This is a genomic window from Phocaeicola coprocola DSM 17136, from assembly GCF_000154845.1.
GTDB classification, from domain to species: Bacteria; Bacteroidota; Bacteroidia; order Bacteroidales; family Bacteroidaceae; genus Phocaeicola; species Phocaeicola coprocola.
On the sequence record NZ_DS981484.1, the window covers coordinates 44,169 to 64,015 of the forward strand.

A 19,847-nucleotide genomic window follows, 5' to 3' on the forward strand; every position below is an offset into this window, starting at 1 on the left:
TTATAAAGTACCTATATTTCGTTTCGTTTTTCTTTCGTACAAAAAGGAGTTTATGTAACTTTGCACTGCATTATTCCGATAATAAGATTATCATTTTAACAAACATAAACAAGTGCTATGATTCTATTTTTCAGAACACCCACTAACAGTGTAATTGCTACCGAATGTAGTAAAGAACTGAACTCTGAAGACATCAAGAAATTATGTTGGCTGTACAGCGACGCTACTGTAGAAGTGGAAGAAAACCTTAAAGGCTGGTTCATCGGTCCACGACGTGAAATGATTACTCCGTGGAGTACAAATGCCGTCGAAATTACTCAAAACATGGGTCTGGAAGGCATCCGCCGTATCGAGGAATATTTTCCGGTAAAAGATGAAAACGCAGATCATGACCCGATGCTGCAACGTATGTATCACGGGCTGGATCAAAAAATATTCGATGTAAACATTAAGCCTCAGCCAATCGTTTACATTGAGAACCTAGAAGAATATAACGAACAGGAAGGTCTTGCACTTTCACGTGAAGAAATGGACTATCTGCTGAAAGTAGAAAAAGACCTGGGTAGAAAACTGACAGACTCTGAAGTTTTCGGATTTGCACAAATCAACTCAGAACACTGCCGCCACAAAATATTTGGTGGAACATTTATCATCGACGGACAGGAAATGGAATCATCACTTTTCCAGATGATCAAAAAAACCACTCAAGAAAATCCTAACAAAATCATTTCTGCCTACAAAGATAATGTGGCATTTGCTGAAGGTCCGGTAGTAGAACAATTTGCTCCAAAGGATCACTCAACTTCCGATTATTTCATCATCAAAGATATAAAAACAGTTATCTCTCTGAAAGCAGAGACACACAACTTCCCGACAACCGTAGAACCATTTAATGGTGCTTCTACAGGTACAGGAGGAGAAATCCGTGACCGTATGGGCGGTGGTAAAGGTTCATGGCCTATTGCGGGAACTGCTGTTTATATGACTTCATACCCACGTACAGACGAAGGCCGTGAATGGGAAAATATCCTTCCTGTACGCAAATGGCTGTATCAGACTCCTGAACAAATCCTGATTAAAGCGTCGAATGGTGCTTCTGACTTCGGTAACAAATTTGGTCAGCCACTTATTTGTGGTTCTGTACTTACTTTCGAACACCAGGAAAACAATGAAAAATATGCTTACGATAAAGTAATCATGCTTGCCGGAGGTGTTGGATACGGTACACAACGCGACTGCTTGAAGGGTTCTCCCGAAGCTGGTAATAAAGTAGTTGTGATGGGTGGTGATAACTACCGCATCGGTTTAGGTGGTGGTTCTGTATCATCTGTAGAAACAGGACGTTATTCTTCAGGTATCGAGTTGAACGCTGTACAGCGTGCCAATGCAGAAATGCAGAAACGTGCTTATAACGTAGTACGCGCATTGTGTGAAGAAGATGAAAATCCGATTGTTTCTATCCACGACCACGGATCGGCCGGACACGTTAACTGTTTGTCTGAGTTAGTAGAAGATTGTGGTGGTCTGATTCACATGGACAAGCTTCCTATCGGCGACGAAACATTGTCTGCAAAAGAAATTATTGCCAACGAATCTCAAGAACGTATGGGATTGCTGATTGATGAAAAAGCAATCGAACATGTACAGAAGATTGCCGACCGCGAACGTTCTCCTATGTACGTTGTTGGAGAAACAACAGGCGATCACCGTTTTGCATTCGAACAAGCTGATGGCGTACGTCCGTTCGACTTGGCAGTAGACCAGATGTTTGGTTCTTCTCCTAAAACATACATGGTAGACAAGACTGTAGAACGTCATTATGAAAATGTATCATACGATACTGCAAAATTAAATGAATATATCCGTCAGGTACTGCAATTGGAAGCAGTAGCTTGTAAAGACTGGTTAACCAACAAGGTAGACCGTTCAGTTACAGGTAAGATTGCACGCCAGCAGTGCCAGGGTGAACTCCAGTTGCCGTTGAGCGACTGTGGTGTTGTAGCTCTTGATTATCGTGGAGAAAAGGGTATTGCAACAGCATTAGGTCATGCACCTCAGGCTGCATTGGCAAATCCTGCTGCAGGTTCTGTACTTGCTGTTTCAGAAGCTCTGACCAATATTGTATGGGCTCCTATGGCAGAAGGACTCGACAGTATTTCTTTATCAGCCAACTGGATGTGGCCTTGCCGCTCACAGGAAGGTGAAGATGCACGTTTGTATACAGCAGTAAAAGCTCTGTCTGATTTCTGCTGCGCATTACAAATCAATGTGCCTACTGGTAAAGACTCTTTGTCAATGACTCAGAAATATCCGAACGGAGAAAAAATCATCAGCCCGGGAACTGTTATAGTTTCTGCAGGAGGAGAAGTTTCGGATGTCAAGAAGGTTGTTTCTCCAGTTATGGTCAACAAAGACAAGTCAACTTTCTACCACATCGACTTCAGTTTTGACGAACTTCGTTTAGGTGGTTCTGCATTCGCTCAGTCACTGAATAAAGTTGGTGACGACGTACCAACCGTACAGAATCCGGAATACTTCCGCGATGCCTTCCTTGCTATTCAAGAACTGGTAGACAAACAACTGATTCTTGCCGGACACGATATTTCAGCCGGAGGTATGATTACTACTTTACTTGAAATGTGTTTCGCTAACACAGAAGGTGGTATGGAAATCAACCTCGACAAAATTAAGTGCGATGATATCGTCAAGATTTTGTTTGCTGAAAACCCAGGTGTTATCATTCAGGTAGCAGACAAACACAAATCTGAAGTAAAGAAGATTCTGGACGAAGCCGGTGTAGGTTATGTCAAGATTGGTGTTCCTACAGAAGAACGTCATATCTTAGTAACTAAACACGATGCAACTTATCAGTTCGGCATTGATTATCTGCGCGATGTATGGTATTCTACTTCATATCTGCTCGACCGCAAACAGAGTATGAACGGATGTGCCAAGAAACGTTTCGAAAACTATAAGCAACAACCTTTGGAAGTTGTATTCGATAAATCATTCACTGGTAAATTATCACAGTTCGGCCTTAATCCCGACCGTCGTACACCAAGTGGAATCAAAGCTGCCATTATCCGTGAAAAAGGAACCAACGGTGAACGCGAAATGGCATACATGCTCTACTTGGCTGGATTCGATGTGAAAGATGTTACCATGACTGACCTGGTAAGCGGACGAGAAACTTTGGAAGACATCAACATGGTAGTTTACTGTGGTGGTTTCTCCAACTCAGACGTATTAGGATCTGCAAAAGGTTGGGCAGGAAGCTTCTTGTTTAATCCGAAAGCTAAAGCAGCCCTCGACAATTTCTACGCTCGTGAAGATACACTGTCACTGGGTGTTTGCAACGGTTGCCAGTTGATGATGGAACTTGGTCTGATTACTCCGGAAGACAAGAAAAAAGGCAAGATGCTGCACAACGACTCTCACAAATTCGAATCAGCATTCTTGGGTGTAACAGTACCGATGAACCGCAGTGTAATGTTCGGATCTTTGAGTGGTTCAAAACTGGGTATCTGGGTAGCTCATGGAGAAGGTAAGTTCTCATTACCTTATCCGGAAGATCACTACAACGTGGTATTGAAATATTCATATGACGAATATCCAGGTAATCCGAACGGCTCAGACTACAGCGTAGCTGGTATCGCTTCTCAGGATGGACGTCATCTGGCAATGATGCCACACTTGGAACGTGCATGCTTCCCATGGGAAAACGCTTATTATCCATTAGACCGTAAAGACAACGACCAGATCACTCCGTGGATGGAAGCCTTTGTCAATGCACGCAAATGGGTAGAAGCTCATAAGAAATAAAAATATCACTTGATTTATAAAAAGGTGCTGTTCTTTTACCAGAAGAAACAGCACCTTTTATTTTTCTTCGTTTTGTTTTGAGAAATCAGCCTTTTTCCCGACATTTGCATAATTTCATTCTCGGAACAAAACAAATAATAATGAAACGAACGACTCTAATTATAACGTGCTTATTACTATCGTTTTTCCTTCCGCTACAAGCCCAGATTTTTGAATATATCGATATGGATAATGGACTCAGCAGCCGAAGAGTTTTATCTATCCAGCAAGATAAACAAAATTATATATGGATTCTTACTCACAAAGGTCTTGACCGGTATAATGGAAAGCAATTCAAGCACTACCAACTCCACCGATGCAACAATCCTCTCAGCTTCTATCCCAATCTGAATTTTCTTTATACAGATAAAGACAGTACTATTTGGGAAGTCGGCAAAGATGGATTCGTTTTTCGTTACGACGAACAAAGAGATTCCTTCCAGCTAGCGTTCGACTTACGGGCAACATTTCCCGCACTGAAAAAAGCTCCTATATCCAGTGTTTACATGGATTCTGAAGCAAATATTTGGTTTTGCACAAACCAAAGCCAATACATATATAATTATCATCAAAGCAAAAATTATCAGTTGTCACCTGTTATTTCAGATAAAATTATCTGCATAACTCAGGCTGAGAAAAACAAATATTATCTCGCATCCGAACATTTGTTATACGAAGTACAACTGAAAGGAGAACAACTCACTGAAATAAAGAAGATACAACTTCCCAATGTTCATCTGATAGACCACATATATTACCATAGCCCGACCAAGCAATTGATAATAAATACGTTGCTAGACAAATTGTTTATATACGATATCAAGGAAAAACAACTGGAAAGCATAGGCAACTCCATGAAAGACATCGGAGTAAACAAGATTATTCCAAGCAAGAAAGAGAAAGATGTCCTCCTCATTGCAACAGACGGTGACGGAGTATATAAACTGAACTTGAAACAATTAACGTTAAATCACTTTCTGAAAGAAGATACCCGTAAGCCTAATAAGATGAACGGAAGTATCATCAAAGATATTTATATGGATAGTGCCAACCGAATCTGGAATGTTATCTATCCAACAGGTATCACCATATACACCGAAAAATATCCTGCTTACGAATGGTTCATGCACTCAGCCAATTACACTAATTCGCTGGCAAACAACTGTATAAACGGAGTTATGGAAGATTCGGAAGGTGATTCCTGGTATGCAACGAGCAACGGTATATGTTATTTTGATGTAAGTGAAAACAAATGGATAAACTTCTCACCATCACATTCACCAAATGGAGAACGAAGTGAGAATCACATATTTACGTCACTATGCGAAAGCAGTCCTGGTATCATCCTGGCAGGAGGATACATGTCCAGCATTTATAAAATAGACAAAAGAACAAAAGAAGTAACCTTTTTCCAGCAACAAAACATCCGGCAAGGAGAAGGGCCAGATAAGTATATCCGCAGCATTTACCGCGACAATGAAAGACTTATCTGGATTGGAGGATTTTACCGACTAAAATCATATAGCCTGACGACAAAGGAGGTTTGTGAATACAACATTGGTTATCCTATTACATGTATTACTCAAAAAGATGAGCATTCTTTATGGATAGGAACAATCAATGGAGTCTTTGTATTCGATAAATTAAAAAAACAAGCAATACCTCTGGATACGGAATTTGATATTCAATGTATCAACATGATATACAATGATCCGTCAGGAAACTATACATATTTCGGTACGTACGGTGACGGATTATTTATTTTCGAAAAGAAGACAAGAAAAGTAACCCGATATTACGACGAAAACTGTGGACTAATCAGTAACAACATATACAGTATCGTACCAGACAGAAACGGAGATCTTTATCTTGGAACAGAAAATGGACTGTCCTTTTTCGACATAAAGGCCAACAAGTTTATCAACTGGACCAAAGAACAAGGATTGCTGGCTGCCAGCTTTAATCCTAACGCGGCCATACATTCGCGCGACGGTTACATGATATTCGGAAGCAATGAAGGAGTCATCGTATTACCCGATAGTATTCAGCTTCCGGAAACATTTTCCAGCCACATGATATTCTCTGATCTGAGTATCATGTATCGTACCGTACATCCGGGAGAAAAAAATTCCCCCCTTACTCAGGCGTTGGACAAAACTTCATGCATTGAGCTGGACTACGATCAGAATACATTTTCGATGAACGTATCGTCTATCAACTTCGACAATCCTTCCAACATCATGTACAGCTGGAAGCTGGAAGGATTTTATGATCGCTGGTCACCACCTTCAAGCGATAACCTGATAAGATATACCAACCTGTCACCGGGAAATTATACATTACGCGTGCGTGCTATACTGATGGACAACCATCAGATTCTGGAGGAACGTGAAATACAAATTTTAATCGGACGCCCTATCTGGATGACATTCTGGGCATTCCTATTGTACGCCCTGATTATTATCGGAATTAGCTATGCTATTATCCGTTACCAGATGATACGCCGCGACAAGCAGATTTCACAAGCCAAAATCAACTTTTTCATGCAAACGGCACACGACATACGTACGCCGCTGACGTTGATAAAAGCACCGTTAGGAGAAATCCTGAAGAATGAACAACTTACAGAACAAGGTACAACCAACCTGAACCTTGCCATACAAAGCACGGATAATCTTTCGGAGCTGGCAAACAACCTGATGGACTTTCAGAAGGAAGAATTATATAGCTCCAAGATATCAGTAGTACGCTATGAACTGAATCAATATATACAAAATTATATGCAACAGTTCAAAGCATATGCAGAACAAAAAGGAATAGACTTCCAGTATAAAAGTAGCTTTACCAGTCTGGAAGTCTGGATAGACCAGAACAAGATAGATTCCATTTTGCAAAATCTGCTGAGCAACGCATTAAAATATACACCAAAAGGAGGAAGTGTCACCATAGAAACGGACCATAATAAGAACCGGTGGATATTGACTATAAAAGATACCGGAATAGGAATTCCTAAAGAGGACCAGAAAAAATTATTCAAATTCTTATTCAGGGGAAAAAATGCAACCAATCAGCTTATCACCGGATCTGGAGTTGGCATGCTACTTACTTACAGACTTATCAAAAACCATGAAGGAAAAATAAGTTTCAGCAGTACAGAAAATGTAGGAACAACATTCCAGTTAAGCTTCCCGATTCAGAGCGAACATTATCAATACAGGAATGAAGGTGTTGATCAGAATCTCAGAACCGTTTTGTTGCAAGATGGTATAGTTGCCCCTATGCCCGAAGCAGAACAGACACAAATTACGGCTCATCCTGACAGTCCTCGAATCATGATAGTAGAAGATAATGCCAGCCTTCGTTTATTCCTGATGAAAAGCTTGTCGGATATCTATCAGGTAGATGGAGCCGAGAACGGTCAAGAGGCAATAGACAAGATAAAAGTTCAGCAACCCGACTTGATTATATCGGATGTTATGATGTCGGTTATGGACGGGGAAACGATGTGCCGTACACTGAAGTCGGATATCGAAACCAGCCACATACCTATCATCCTGCTGACAGCTTTAGGCGATAAGAAAGATATTCTCCGCGGACTGGAAACAAAGGCTGATATGTACATTACCAAGCCTTTCGACCTGATGGTGCTGAGAGCCAATATCAGCAACATATTGGAGAACGGAGAAATCATACGCAAGAAACTTCAGCAAGCGTCGGTCAATATCGAGTCTAAAACAGAAGATATACCGATGCCGACCAACCTGGACAACGAATTCATGCAAAAGGTTACCGTACTGGTAAAAGAAAATTTAGGCAAAGACCTCACGGTAGATACCCTTTGTGCTGGAATGAATATGAGCCGTACCAGTTTCTATAACAAAATAAAAGCACTTACAGGAATGGCTCCAAATGATTTTATAAGAAATATACGTATGCAAGAGGCAGCTGCTCTTCTCAAAAGCCAGCGGTATACTGTAGCCGAAGTAGCCGACATGATGGGATTTGCAGATCCTAAATATTTTACCGATACGTTCAAGAAATTTTATGGCGTACCACCTAGCATATACAAGAAAAATGAAGAATAAACAATAAGTATAAGACAATGATTTTTTACATCAAATCGTTTCTGATTTTTACCCGTATCGGAGCATTTACCATAGGAGGCGGATATGCTATGGTTCCTTTGATAGAGAACGAACTGGTAGACAAACGAAAATGGATATCAAGAGAAGATTTTCTCGACCTGATGGCATTGGCACAGACCGTACCGGGTATTTTTGCTGTCAATATAGCTATTTTCATCGGATACAAACTGAAAAAGTTCTGGGGCGCTTTCTGGATGGCACTGGGAACGATCCTTCCTTCTTTTATCATCATGCTTGCCATTGCACTGTTTTTCCAGCAGTTCAAGCATATTCCGGCAGTAGAAAATATCTTTAAAGGCATCCGTCCCGCAGTTGTAGCACTCATTGCTGCTCCAACATTTAAAATGGCCAAATCGGCAAAGATCAGCCGGTATAATATCTGGATTCCCTGTGTTTCTGCCCTGCTGATCTGGCTGCTCGATTTCTCTCCTATCTACGTTATCATACTAAGTGGACTAGGAGGATATCTGTACGGACGATACAAGAATAAACAAAACCAACAGAAGTAAAATAAACAGCTATGATATTTTTACAATTATTCTATACATTTTTCAAGATAGGGCTCTTCGGATTCGGAGGCGGATATGCCATGATTTCGATGATCCAAGGCGAGGTAGTGACACGCCACGAATGGCTCAGTTCTAATGAATTTACCGACATCATAGCTATCAGCCAGATGACTCCCGGTCCGATCGGAATCAACTCCGCTACCTATGTGGGTTATTCAGCTGTTGTCAATGCTGGATATTCTCATGCAGTAGGCATCTTAGGTTCTACTATCGCCACAGTTTCTGTAGTGCTGCCGTCATTCATTCTGATGGTACTGATAAGCAAGTTTTTTCTGAAATATCAGAAACATCCGATTATTGCTTCCGTATTCGAAGGATTACGCCCGGGTGTTGTCGGATTGCTGGCAGCTGCAGCACTGGTTTTGATGAACAGAGAAAACTTTGGAACATACAACTGGCAGATTCTCACAAGTATCATACTGTTTGCCGGCACATTCATAGCATCGTATCGCTATAAAGTAAATCCGATTCTGCTGATAGTAATTTGCGGTATTATCGGTTATGTAACTTTCGGATATATTCTCACCCCTCAATAACACAATCAGAAATTGCTGAAATTAATAAAAAAACATCAGCATGTTTTCCTAAAAACATGCTGATGTTTTTTATTTTTTCGTACAAACTTTTCGTACGATTTCAGCTTCTTTTAAGACATCTGGATGCAGTAACCCGATACCTCCCTCACAATTCACAGACAAGTTGAGAAGAAGCAAACAAGGCTTCGAATGAACAATAAACCTCGGAATTCCTTTCTGTACTTAATATCAGATGATTAGCAGATTTCACTTCGAGCAAGGGCAAACATTCCTTTCTGTCCGCTCCCGGCAATTCAAGACATAAAAAGCCATTACGGTTCATCGCATTCTGCGCCCAATGGCGGAGAATTTCATCGGAAGCCGACAAATAAATAGATTTTCCTCCCTTTACTTCTGGAGAATAAATGCCATGCATCGAATCAAAACGAATGTCTTCGTGAGGAAACAGTGTATCCATTCTGTGAGCCAGTATCAAGTCTTCGGTTACCCCACATTCCAGTCCTTTCCCTTTTTTCAGCAGCCAGAGTTTATCACCAAGCACCAGCGCCTGTTCTATATCGTGAGTAGACATTAAGATAGCACACTGTTCTTCCGATGCCAGGCGATGGAGCAATGTCATTATCTCAATGCGACTTACCACATCAAGAAAGGCAGTCGGCTCATCAAGCAAGATCAACGGACATTCCTGAACCAGTGCTTTGGCTATCATCACTTTCTGACGCTCTCCATCCGACAGTTCCGCTGTATATTTTGAAGCTTTTTCCGCCATGCCGACTGCTTCCAGCGCATGGTCGATGATTTCATGATCTTCTTTTCCCAAATGTCCGAAGAATCCGGTATGAGGCTGACGTCCCAAGGCAACCAGTTCACGTACGGATAATCCTCCAGCCTGTGTCTTATCCGTCAGAACAATACCAATTTCCCGAGAACGCTCTTTAGGAGAATAACTGGCCAACGGCTTACCTAGTAAAGTAATATCCCCCGACAAAGGAGGCTGGACAGCAGCCAACGTACGAAGAAGTGTCGACTTTCCCGCACCGTTTGATCCAAGCAAACAAGTCAGCTCACCACGGCACAAAGCAAAATTTAAATGACTATGAACTACTTCTCCCCGCTTACCATGCCGATAACCGATAGTTAAATCCTTGGCCTCTATGACAACAGACTGTACTTTCATTTTTAATTAAAATACTGAATCTTACGCTGATTGATAATAACATAAATAATGACCGGAGCTCCCAGAAGAGGAGTCACGGCATTGAGTGGAATAATGCCTGCTTCTCCGGGTAAAATACAAATCAGGTTACACAACAGTGCGACAGCACTTCCCGTAAGCAACGTTACCGGCATAAGCATATTATGATTGGATGTGCCCAACATTAGTCGCGCCATATGAGGAACAGCCAGTCCGATAAAGGCAATCGGACCACAAAAGGCTGTAGTTACCGCAGTCAGCAATCCGGTAGCAATCAGCAGCCAGTTGCGTACCCTGCGTATATTTACACCCAGATTTTCTGCATAGCGAATGCCAAGCAACAGAGCATTAAGAGGTTTTATCATCAACACCGCGATAAGCAATCCCAACAGCGTTATGATGGAAAAGCCGGGAAGCTGCTTCATCGATACGCCACCAAAGTTTCCCATTCCCCAAAGTACAAACGAGTGTACCCCTTCGGCTGTAGAAAAGAAGTTTAATAATGAGATGATGGAAGAAACTACATAACCTATCATAATACCGGCAATAAGCAACATCACCGTATTTTTAATTATGGCAGACAGAGATAAAATGATTGCCATCACCAAAGCCGCACCGGCAAATGCCCCAGCTACTACAGAAAGAAAACCTGAAAGTACAAACTCTCCGGCAATGATACTTCCTCCACCTGCCAGCAGAACAAGTGCAACTCCCAGACTTGCTCCCGAACTGATACCTAAAATAGAAGAATCGGCAAGCGGATTACTAAATACGGTTTGCAGCATCAAGCCCGACGCAGAAAGAGCCGTTCCACAAAGCAGAGCTGTGATACACTGAGGAACACGCGACTCCCATACGATAAACTGCCAGCTGTCTTTTTCTACTTCTCCGCCAAAAAGGATGTTTGCTACGGCTTTCATCGGAATATCTACCGAACCGAAAACCAGATTGGCTGCCATAAGCAGCACAATCATTACAGCAAGTACACAACCATATATATATCCTCTATTTGTCTTCATGCACACACTTTCTGAGATATCACTCCGCTAAATTAGTAAAATATCTTGGAGTATAATCTTTCAAGATATCAGGATGAAATACTTTTACCAAATCCTTGAGCAACAATTCTGGATGAAAAGGTACTTCCTCATAAAAAGAAATGCGGCTGGTATTACATCCATATACCCGACGATTGCGGAACGCATCAAAATTGGCATATGGCGCATAGTCACTCTTCAGTTCTCTATAAGTTTTATCCACCTGCTGATTGTATTTTATCAGCCAGAAATCGGCGTGCTGTCCTTTATCGAATACTGTTTCAAAAGCCAAAGAAGCAGAACCGCTTTGAGGAATATCGGCAAATATATACCGTGCCCCCGCATCGGCATACAGTTTTGCCATTGTACTGTTTCCCCCCGGCACATACCATGTACCACCGGTTTTCAGTTCTGTAATGACAGTCGGTTTCGGTGTTATGTCTTTCACTTGATTCCGGAGTGAAAGATAGGCCTCCTCTACCCCAGCAAACAAAGAGTCTGCCTCAGCCTCTTTTCCAAACAGCAACCCATAAAAACGTACCCATTCGGCACGCCCCAATGCTGAAGTTTCCATATAGTCGGCACATTCAAGAATCGGTATATTCAGCTTTTCTATACGTCCGTAACCACCACTGTTTTCGTAAGGTGAAAGCAAGATACCGTCGGGATGCATGTCTATCACTTTCTCTATGTCCGGATTCATACTGCTCCCCGCATCGGTTATTTCTTTTTTCCGACAACTTTCCAATATAGCAGGAACACGGATGTACTGCAAATCACATACTCCTTTTATTTTATCCAGTGCGCCCAACTCCTGTAAAAGTCCGCAGTGCACAGACGAGAATATCAGGGAGTTTGATAAAGGAACCCGAACAATTGTACCCTCCGGCAAGGATGAAGGACACGAATCCTGTTTATTGACCAACAAATATGTATGCAACGTTTTCAGTGTGTCCCAGGGATTACGCAGGGTAACCTGAGTATAATGCTGGTATTTTACAATTTGCAGATTCTCTGCATAGCGTAAATTCAGTGTATCACCTCCTTCTTGCATAAAAGAGGTCTTGCTCTTTCCGTTACAAGCGGAAAACAGCAAGACCATAAGTACTATATGGGCAGATAGTATGTATTTCTTCAGTTCATTTGCCATGATTATAATAATTTATCGGTCTACAATAAACAAAGCAATATGAGAAATAATCATTCTCACATCAGCTTCCTCAATATTAACATAGTAAAAACATAGTTCTTGCTACTCTTTCCTCGAGAGCACAAGCATGATTTCGTTTTGCAGGTCTTCTGACTTACTCCGGTTTGTTATGCCTTCCCACTTTCTCAAACAGAAGAAAGCAGTGGCCTGAAGTAGTAAACAAACCTTTACAAAGGAGCTTACAGCAGCGGGACTGTCCGGGACTTTCACCCGATTCCCTTTTCATCCGTGGCCTCGCATATACCAATCGGAAGCCCGACGGAACAAAACTGTGACAAATATATGCAATAAGTACTTATAATGCAATAAAAGGTGAACCAAAATCCAATTTTATTTGTTTACTTTGTGTTTATATTAAAAGTTGATATCATCTATGATTACTGCAGAAAATATTTTACTAGTCGGGTCTATTTTAATCTTTACAAGTATTCTAATCAGCAAAACCGGATATCGTTTCGGTATCCCTACCCTGCTGTTATTCCTGCTGGTAGGTATGGCTTTCGGCAGTGACGGTCTCGGCATTCAGTTCAACAGTGCTTCAGACGCTCAGTTTATCGGCATGATGGCACTCAGCATCATCTTGTTCTCGGGAGGAATGGATACCCGATACTCCGATATCAAACCAGTCTTAAAACAAGGTATACTGCTCTCTACTGTGGGAGTATTGGTCACCACACTGCTTACCGGATTGTTTATTTTCTTCCTTTCGTATTACACGCATGCCAACATAGAACTTACTCTGATGGTTTCTTTGCTGCTTGCTGCAACCATGTCGTCTACAGACTCGGCTTCGGTATTCAGCTTGTTGCGCTCACAACGCATGAACCTTAAATACAATCTCCGCCCCATGCTGGAGCTGGAAAGTGGAAGTAACGACCCGATGGCATATATGCTTACCATTGTACTGATTCAGGTTATCGGCAGCGGAAGCAATTTCGACGTAACAGTCATACTGAAAGACTTATTTATACAGTTCCTGTTCGGAGGAGTCATAGGATACGCCTTCGGTAAGTTCGCTGTCTGGCTTGTCAATAAAATAGAACTTTCCAACAGTGCTCTCTACCCGATTCTTCTGCTTAGTCTGGTCTTCATCACATTTACTCTTACCGACCTGGTTAAAGGAAACGGCTATCTGGCAGTATATATCGCCGGAATGATTGTTGGAAATGCTCGACTGGCTTACCGGAAAGAAACCAATACGTTCATGAACGGACTGACATGGCTGTTCCAGATAATCATGTTCCTGACTTTGGGACTTTTGGTCAATCCTCATGAAATGCTCGATATCTCTGTAACAGCTCTGCTTATCGGCGTCTTTATGATTCTGATAGCACGCCCGGTCAGTGTATTTTTGTGCCTGCTTCCATTTAAAGGAATCACTAATAAGGCACGAGTTTTTATTTCCTGGGTAGGACTAAGAGGAGCCGTTCCTATTATTTTTGCAACTTATCCGGTAATAGCACAAATTCCCGGCTCAAACCAGTTGTTCAATATCGTATTCTTCATTACTCTGTTATCGCTTACTATACAGGGAATGACTATTTCGAAAATGGCACGCTGGCTCAAGCTTGACTTGCCTGAAGAAAAAGAAGGTAATGAATTTGGTGTAGAACTTCCGGAGGAAATCGACACCCACCTGGATGATATCACGCTTACAGAAGACATGCTCTCAACCGGAAACCGGCTAGCCGACATGAATATTCCTAAAGGCACACTCGTGATGCTTATCAAACGAGGAAACGAATTTATTATTCCTAACGGACAGATAGAACTTCATGCCGGAGATAAACTGCTGGTAATGTCTGAAAAGAAATAAAAGTAAGGTTTACAGCTGTTTATTTCCATTTTATTTATTACATTTGGGAAACAACTTTAAAATCAAATCTTATGGAAACATATCTTTTTTGGTTGGTTCCCATTGCATCAATTCTGGCATTAGCTTTTGCCGGATATTTCTACAAGCAAATGATGCGGGAAAGCGAAGGCAGTCCTGAAATGCAGAAAATAGCTGCCCATGTTCGCAAAGGAGCCATGTCGTACTTAAAACAACAATACAAAGTTGTTACGCTTGTTTTTATCGGACTCGTTATTTTGTTTGCCATCATGGCATACGGATTCAATCTGCAAAATCACTGGGTTCCGATTGCTTTCCTTACAGGAGGATTCTTCTCGGGACTGTCGGGCTATCTGGGAATGAAAACTGCGACCTATGCTTCGGCACGTACTGCCAATGCTGCACGCAATTCATTGAACGGCGGGCTACGAATTGCTTTCCGAAGCGGAGCAGTAATGGGACTCGTAGTAGTCGGACTAGGGTTGTTCGACATTTCCTTCTGGTATATTCTTCTGGACAAATGTATTCCGGCAGATGCCATGAATCCGACTGCTAAATTATGTGTCATCACCACTACAATGCTTACATTCGGAATGGGAGCTTCTACACAAGCCCTATTCGCCAGAGTTGGAGGAGGTATTTATACGAAAGCTGCCGATGTAGGAGCTGATTTGGTTGGTAAAGTGGAAGCCGGAATTCCCGAAGACGACCCACGCAATCCGGCAACAATAGCCGACAATGTAGGTGACAATGTCGGTGATGTAGCTGGCATGGGAGCCGACTTGTATGAATCGTATTGCGGATCAATACTTGCAACAGCCGCACTAGGAGCAGCAGCCTTCATCGGAACAGGCAATACAGAAATGCAATTTAAGGCTGTTATTGCTCCGATGTTGATAGCAGCAGTAGGAATTATCCTTTCCATTATTGGCATATTCGGTGTACGTACAAAGGAAAACGCTGGCATGAAAGAATTGCTCAAAGCGCTCTCTACCGGAACAAACCTCAGTTCTGTTCTCATCGTAATAGGTACATTCCTTATTCTTTGGATGCTAAACATAACCAATTGGGTTAATATTGCCTTTGCTGTAGTAGTAGGACTATTGGTAGGAATCATTATCGGACAGTCTACCGAATATTATACATCCCAATCGTACAGACCGACTCAAAAGCTTTCGGAAAGTGGAAAAACGGGGCCTGCTACTGTTATTATCTCCGGAATCGGGCTGGGAATGATCTCTACAACAATACCTGTCATTGCAGTTGTAGCTGGAATCATCCTTTCTTACTGGCTGGCATCGGGCTTCGATTTCACCAATATCGGTATGGGACTATACGGTATAGGTATAGCCGCTGTAGGAATGCTCTCGACATTAGGCATCACCTTAGCAACCGACGCTTATGGTCCGATAGCTGACAATGCAGGAGGAAATGCCGAAATGAGCGGATTGGGCGAAGAAGTACGTCACCGTACCGATGCACTCGACTCTTTGGGAAATACAACAGCTGCTACTGGAAAAGGATTCGCCATCGGTTCGGCTGCACTGACAGGGCTTGCTTTGCTGGCTTCCTATATTGAAGAAATACGTATCGGTTTGGAACGTATCGGAACAACACTTCTCGAACTACCAGGTGGTATCAGCATAACGATCCGCGAGGCTAGTTTCACAGATTTCATGATGTATTACGACGTAACACTGATGAACCCAAAGGTTCTATCGGGTATGTTCATCGGAAGCATGATGGCCTTTCTGTTTTGTGGTCTGACTATGAATGCCGTAGGACGTGCTGCTGCCAGCATGGTAGAAGAAGTTCGCCGGCAATTCCGTGAAATCAAGGGTATACTGGAAGGCAAGGCAGAGCCGGATTACGCACGCTGTGTACAAATCTCTACCCAAGGAGCCCAGCGCGAAATGGTCTTTCCATCACTTCTGGCTATAATAGCTCCTATTGTCACTGGATTATTATTCGGGGTCCCTGGAGTAATCGGACTGCTTATCGGAGGATTGTCTTCTGGATTTGTTCTGGCTATTTTTATGGCAAACGCCGGCGGTGCATGGGATAATGCCAAGAAGTATGTAGAAGAAGGTAACTTCGGAGGTAAAGGCAGCGAAGTACATCGTGCAGCAGTAGTAGGAGATACAGTAGGCGATCCATTCAAAGACACGTCAGGCCCCAGCTTGAATATTCTTATTAAATTGATGAGCATGGTAGCTATTGTCATGGCAGGACTGACTGTATCCTGGAGCTTATTCTAAAAAGAATAATACTCACATTGATAATTTTTATCCCCAATATCCTTCACTATCTTTATTTTCTTTACTGTCAGTAATAAAAGGTAGTGAAGGATTATTTTTATAGAATCGATGTGCTTTTCTTTCATTACTTCTCAACGCACCACACATATTAGTTTCTTTTAAAACTATTTCTTTTACAAATAAAATCACCAAAAGTTTGTGAAGCAGATAAAATAAAGCTACCTTTGCGGCTTTAATTTATCAAAAATATATTTTAATGAAGAAATTTTTACTTATCTGCGCAGCGACACTAATTGTTTCAAACTCAACTTTCGCAGGAGATTATTTAACTAATACAAATCAACATGCCGCCTTTTTACGTATGGCAGCGCGTGGTGCCTCTATTGATGTAGACGGTGTATATAGCAACCCAGCCGGACTAGCCTTTTTACAAAAAGATGGTTTTCACCTCTCACTAACCGGACAAAGTGCATATCAAACTCGTGAAATTGCTGCCACTACAGGATTATGGACATTAGATGGCAAAGAAACAACACAAAATTATAAAGGTACAGCATCAGCACCGTTCATCCCTTCTTTCCATGGTGTATATAAAGATGGGAACTGGGCTGTTTCTGCAAGTTTTGCTATAACAGGAGGAGGAGGAAAAGCTTCCTTCGACAACGGTCTGCCAATGTTTAACTCTCTGGCAATTGGGGGAATTTATAAAAACGAACAACTGGCTGGTTTAATAGGAAAACCTGTTACTCCTAATATGTATGATATCAATACCGCAATGGATGGTAAACAATATATTTATGGTGTACAGCTAGGATTAAGCTATAGAATCAACGACTGGCTGAGTGTATACGCCGGAGGACGTATGAACTATGTAAAAAGCGGCTATGAAGGATATCTGAAAGCACAGTTAAAACAAGATTTCGGAGGAACGCAATTAATGAATCTGGCACTCGACTGCGAGCAGACAGGTTGGGGAGTTACTCCGATAATCGGTGCCGACGTAAAACTTGGAAAATGGAACTTGGCTGCCAAATATGAAATCAAAACAAACTTAAATATCGAAAACAAGACTAATACTTTAGATGCTCCAGGGGTACCGGAAGAAGTTCTTAAACCTTATGCTGATGGAGAACAGACTCCCAGCGATATTCCTGCATTTCTGAGTGTAGCTGCCGGATACGAAATTTTGCACAACCTGCGTGCTTCGGTAGAATACCACTTCTTTGATGACAAACATGCCGGTATGTTGAATGACCGTCAGAAGACATTGAAGCACGGAACACACGAATACCTTGCCGGAATAGAATGGGATATCATCAAGGAATTAACTATCAGTGGAGGTTTCCAGAAAACGAACTATGGATTAAGCAATGATTTCCAAACAGATACAAGTTTCTACTGTAGTTCATACTCACTAGGATTCGGAGCAAGAGTCAACTTCAATGAATCATGGAGTATTGATGTTGCATATTTCTGGACTAACTATGATGATTATACAAAGACTACAGAAAGTTATAATAATACCGGAGTAAAAGGTACAGATGTATATAGCCGTACGAATAAAATATTCGGTCTGAGTCTGAATTATCATTTCTAAAAAGTAAGATATATTTTCGGGGAAACTAAATATTCTCTCCTCTTCGCCTGTCATTGATTTTATCATCTGTTTGTCGATAAAATTAATGACAGGCTTTTTGTTTTTTACCATAAAGAAAACGAATACTGCTCCCTAAAAGTTTTACATATAACTTTGAAGGTGCAGTTCATTTTTTTAATAGAAAATAACACCCCCCAATGAATTTAGCTGAAAGAGATTGAACTTCGTAATTTTTTTTTCTTAACTTTGCGCTGCATCTTAAAGAGATTACAAACAACTTTAAACAAAAAATATTGAGATTATGATGACTATTGACAAATTCAACTTTGCCGGAAAAAAGGCAATCGTTCGCGTTGACTTCAACGTACCTTTGAACGAAGAAGGTAAAATTACTGACGATACTCGTATCCGTGGTGCTCTGCCTACTTTGAAAAAAGTATTGGCTGATGGTGGTGCTCTCATTATTATGTCACACATGGGTAAACCAAAAGGCAAAGTAAACGCTAAATATTCTCTGAGCCAGATTGTAGACGCTGTTGCTGCTGCTTTGGGTACTCCAGTTCAGTTTGCTCCAGATTGCGCTAAAGCTCAGGAAGCTGCTGCTGCTTTGAAACCAGGTGAAGTTCTGTTGCTCGAAAACTTGCGTTTCTATCCTGAAGAAGAAGGAAAACCTGTAGGTATCGAAAAAGAAGATCCTGCTTACGAAGATGCAAAGAAAGCTATGAAAGCTTCTCAGAAAGAATTTGCTAAAACTTTGGCATCTTACGCAGACTGCTATGTAATGGATGCATTCGGTACAGCTCACCGTAAACACGCTTCTACTGCAGTTATCGCTGACTACTTCGATGCTGATCACAAGATGTTGGGTTACCTGATGGAAAAAGAAGTTCAGGCTGTAGACAACGTTTTGAAAGATATCAAACGTCCGTTTACTGCTATCATGGGTGGTTCTAAAGTTTCTACTAAGATCGGTATCATCGAAAACTTGATGGACAAAGTAGATAACTTGATCCTTTGCGGTGGTATGGCATTTACTTTTGCAAAAGCTCAGGGTGGTAAGATCGGTAACTCATTGGTTGAAGATGACAAACTTGACTTAGCTCTTGACATCATGGCTAAAGCTAAAGCTAAAGGTGTTAACTTGGTTTTGGGTTGCGACTGTGTAGCTGCTGATGCATTTGCAAACGACGCACACACTCAGGTTTGCGACGACAAGAACATTCCTGACGGATGGATGGGATTGGATGCAGGTCCTAAGACTCGTGAAGAATTCAAAGCAGCTATCAAGGGTGCAAAGACTATTTTGTGGAATGGTCCTGCCGGTGTATTCGAAATGGACAACTTCGCAGGTGGTTCTAAAGTAATTGCAGAAGCTATTGCTGAAGCTACAAAAGAAGGTGCATTCTCATTGATCGGTGGTGGTGACTCTGTAGCTTGTATCAACAAGTTTGGTATGGCTGATCAGGTTTCTTACATCTCTACTGGTGGTGGTGCTTTGTTGGAAGCTATCGAAGGTAAAATCCTTCCGGGTATCGCAGCTATCCGTGGCGACAAATAATTTAGACTAACACTCTATACCTAAGAGTTATATGAGAGGACAATTCT

The 19,847-nt window shown here is 41.7% G+C and carries 11 protein-coding genes and 1 riboswitch; of the genes, 8 read left to right on the forward strand and 3 right to left on the reverse strand.

Annotation, left to right across the window (positions count from 1 at the left end):
• Positions 1 to 117 precede the first annotated feature (117 nt).
• From purL to BACCOP_RS10690, 4 genes are all read left to right on the forward strand, one after another.
• Positions 118 to 3,822 (forward strand): phosphoribosylformylglycinamidine synthase, encoded by a 3,705-nt coding sequence (gene purL, locus BACCOP_RS10675; RefSeq protein WP_007569093.1) that lies wholly within the window; start codon positions 118 to 120, stop codon positions 3,820 to 3,822.
• A 140-nt stretch (positions 3,823 to 3,962) separates the two neighbouring features.
• Positions 3,963 to 7,946, forward strand: a complete 3,984-nt coding sequence (locus tag BACCOP_RS10680; protein ID WP_007569095.1) for a hybrid sensor histidine kinase/response regulator transcription factor — start codon at positions 3,963 to 3,965, stop codon at positions 7,944 to 7,946.
• Between the two features lie 17 nt (positions 7,947 to 7,963).
• Complete coding sequence (locus tag BACCOP_RS10685; protein WP_007569096.1) at positions 7,964 to 8,515, forward strand: chromate transporter; 552 nt, start codon at positions 7,964 to 7,966, stop codon at positions 8,513 to 8,515.
• A gap of 11 nt (positions 8,516 to 8,526) precedes the next feature.
• Positions 8,527 to 9,111: a chromate transporter gene (locus BACCOP_RS10690; protein ID WP_007569097.1), complete on the forward strand. Its 585-nt coding sequence runs from the start codon at positions 8,527 to 8,529 to the stop codon at positions 9,109 to 9,111.
• 145 nt (positions 9,112 to 9,256) lie between these two features.
• Here BACCOP_RS10690 and BACCOP_RS10695 read toward each other — a convergent pair whose 3' ends face one another.
• The 3 genes from BACCOP_RS10695 to BACCOP_RS10705 are packed head-to-tail and all read right to left on the reverse strand — an operon-like array spanning position 9,257 to position 12,481.
• Positions 9,257 to 10,288 carry an ABC transporter ATP-binding protein gene (locus BACCOP_RS10695; RefSeq protein ID WP_007569098.1) on the reverse strand — a complete coding sequence of 344 codons (1,032 nt, stop codon included), beginning with the start codon at positions 10,286 to 10,288 and terminating at the stop codon, positions 9,257 to 9,259.
• A gap of 2 nt (positions 10,289 to 10,290) precedes the next feature.
• Positions 10,291 to 11,325, reverse strand: a complete 1,035-nt coding sequence (locus tag BACCOP_RS10700; protein WP_007569099.1) for an iron ABC transporter permease — start codon at positions 11,323 to 11,325, stop codon at positions 10,291 to 10,293.
• A 19-nt stretch (positions 11,326 to 11,344) separates the two neighbouring features.
• A complete protein-coding gene (locus tag BACCOP_RS10705; RefSeq protein WP_040312040.1) occupies positions 11,345 to 12,481 on the reverse strand; it encodes an ABC transporter substrate-binding protein in 1,137 nt (378 codons plus the stop codon).
• Between the two features lie 134 nt (positions 12,482 to 12,615).
• A riboswitch (cobalamin riboswitch) is annotated at positions 12,616 to 12,836 on the reverse strand.
• Positions 12,837 to 12,926: 90 nt separating this feature from the next.
• On the opposite strand from BACCOP_RS10705, the gene BACCOP_RS10710 reads away from it, so the two are divergent.
• The 4 genes from BACCOP_RS10710 (at position 12,927) to BACCOP_RS10725 (ending at position 19,800) form a co-directional block, all read left to right on the forward strand.
• Positions 12,927 to 14,369: a potassium/proton antiporter gene (locus tag BACCOP_RS10710; protein ID WP_007569101.1), complete on the forward strand. Its 1,443-nt coding sequence runs from the start codon at positions 12,927 to 12,929 to the stop codon at positions 14,367 to 14,369.
• Between the two features lie 71 nt (positions 14,370 to 14,440).
• Positions 14,441 to 16,645 (forward strand): sodium-translocating pyrophosphatase, encoded by a 2,205-nt coding sequence (locus tag BACCOP_RS10715; protein ID WP_007569102.1) that lies wholly within the window; start codon positions 14,441 to 14,443, stop codon positions 16,643 to 16,645.
• 256 nt (positions 16,646 to 16,901) lie between these two features.
• Positions 16,902 to 18,242 (forward strand): OmpP1/FadL family transporter, encoded by a 1,341-nt coding sequence (locus tag BACCOP_RS10720; RefSeq protein WP_007569104.1) that lies wholly within the window; start codon positions 16,902 to 16,904, stop codon positions 18,240 to 18,242.
• 301 nt (positions 18,243 to 18,543) lie between these two features.
• Entirely contained in the window at positions 18,544 to 19,800 is a 1,257-nt protein-coding gene (locus BACCOP_RS10725) for a phosphoglycerate kinase (RefSeq protein WP_007569105.1), read from the forward strand.
• Positions 19,801 to 19,847: the final 47 nt, after the last annotated feature.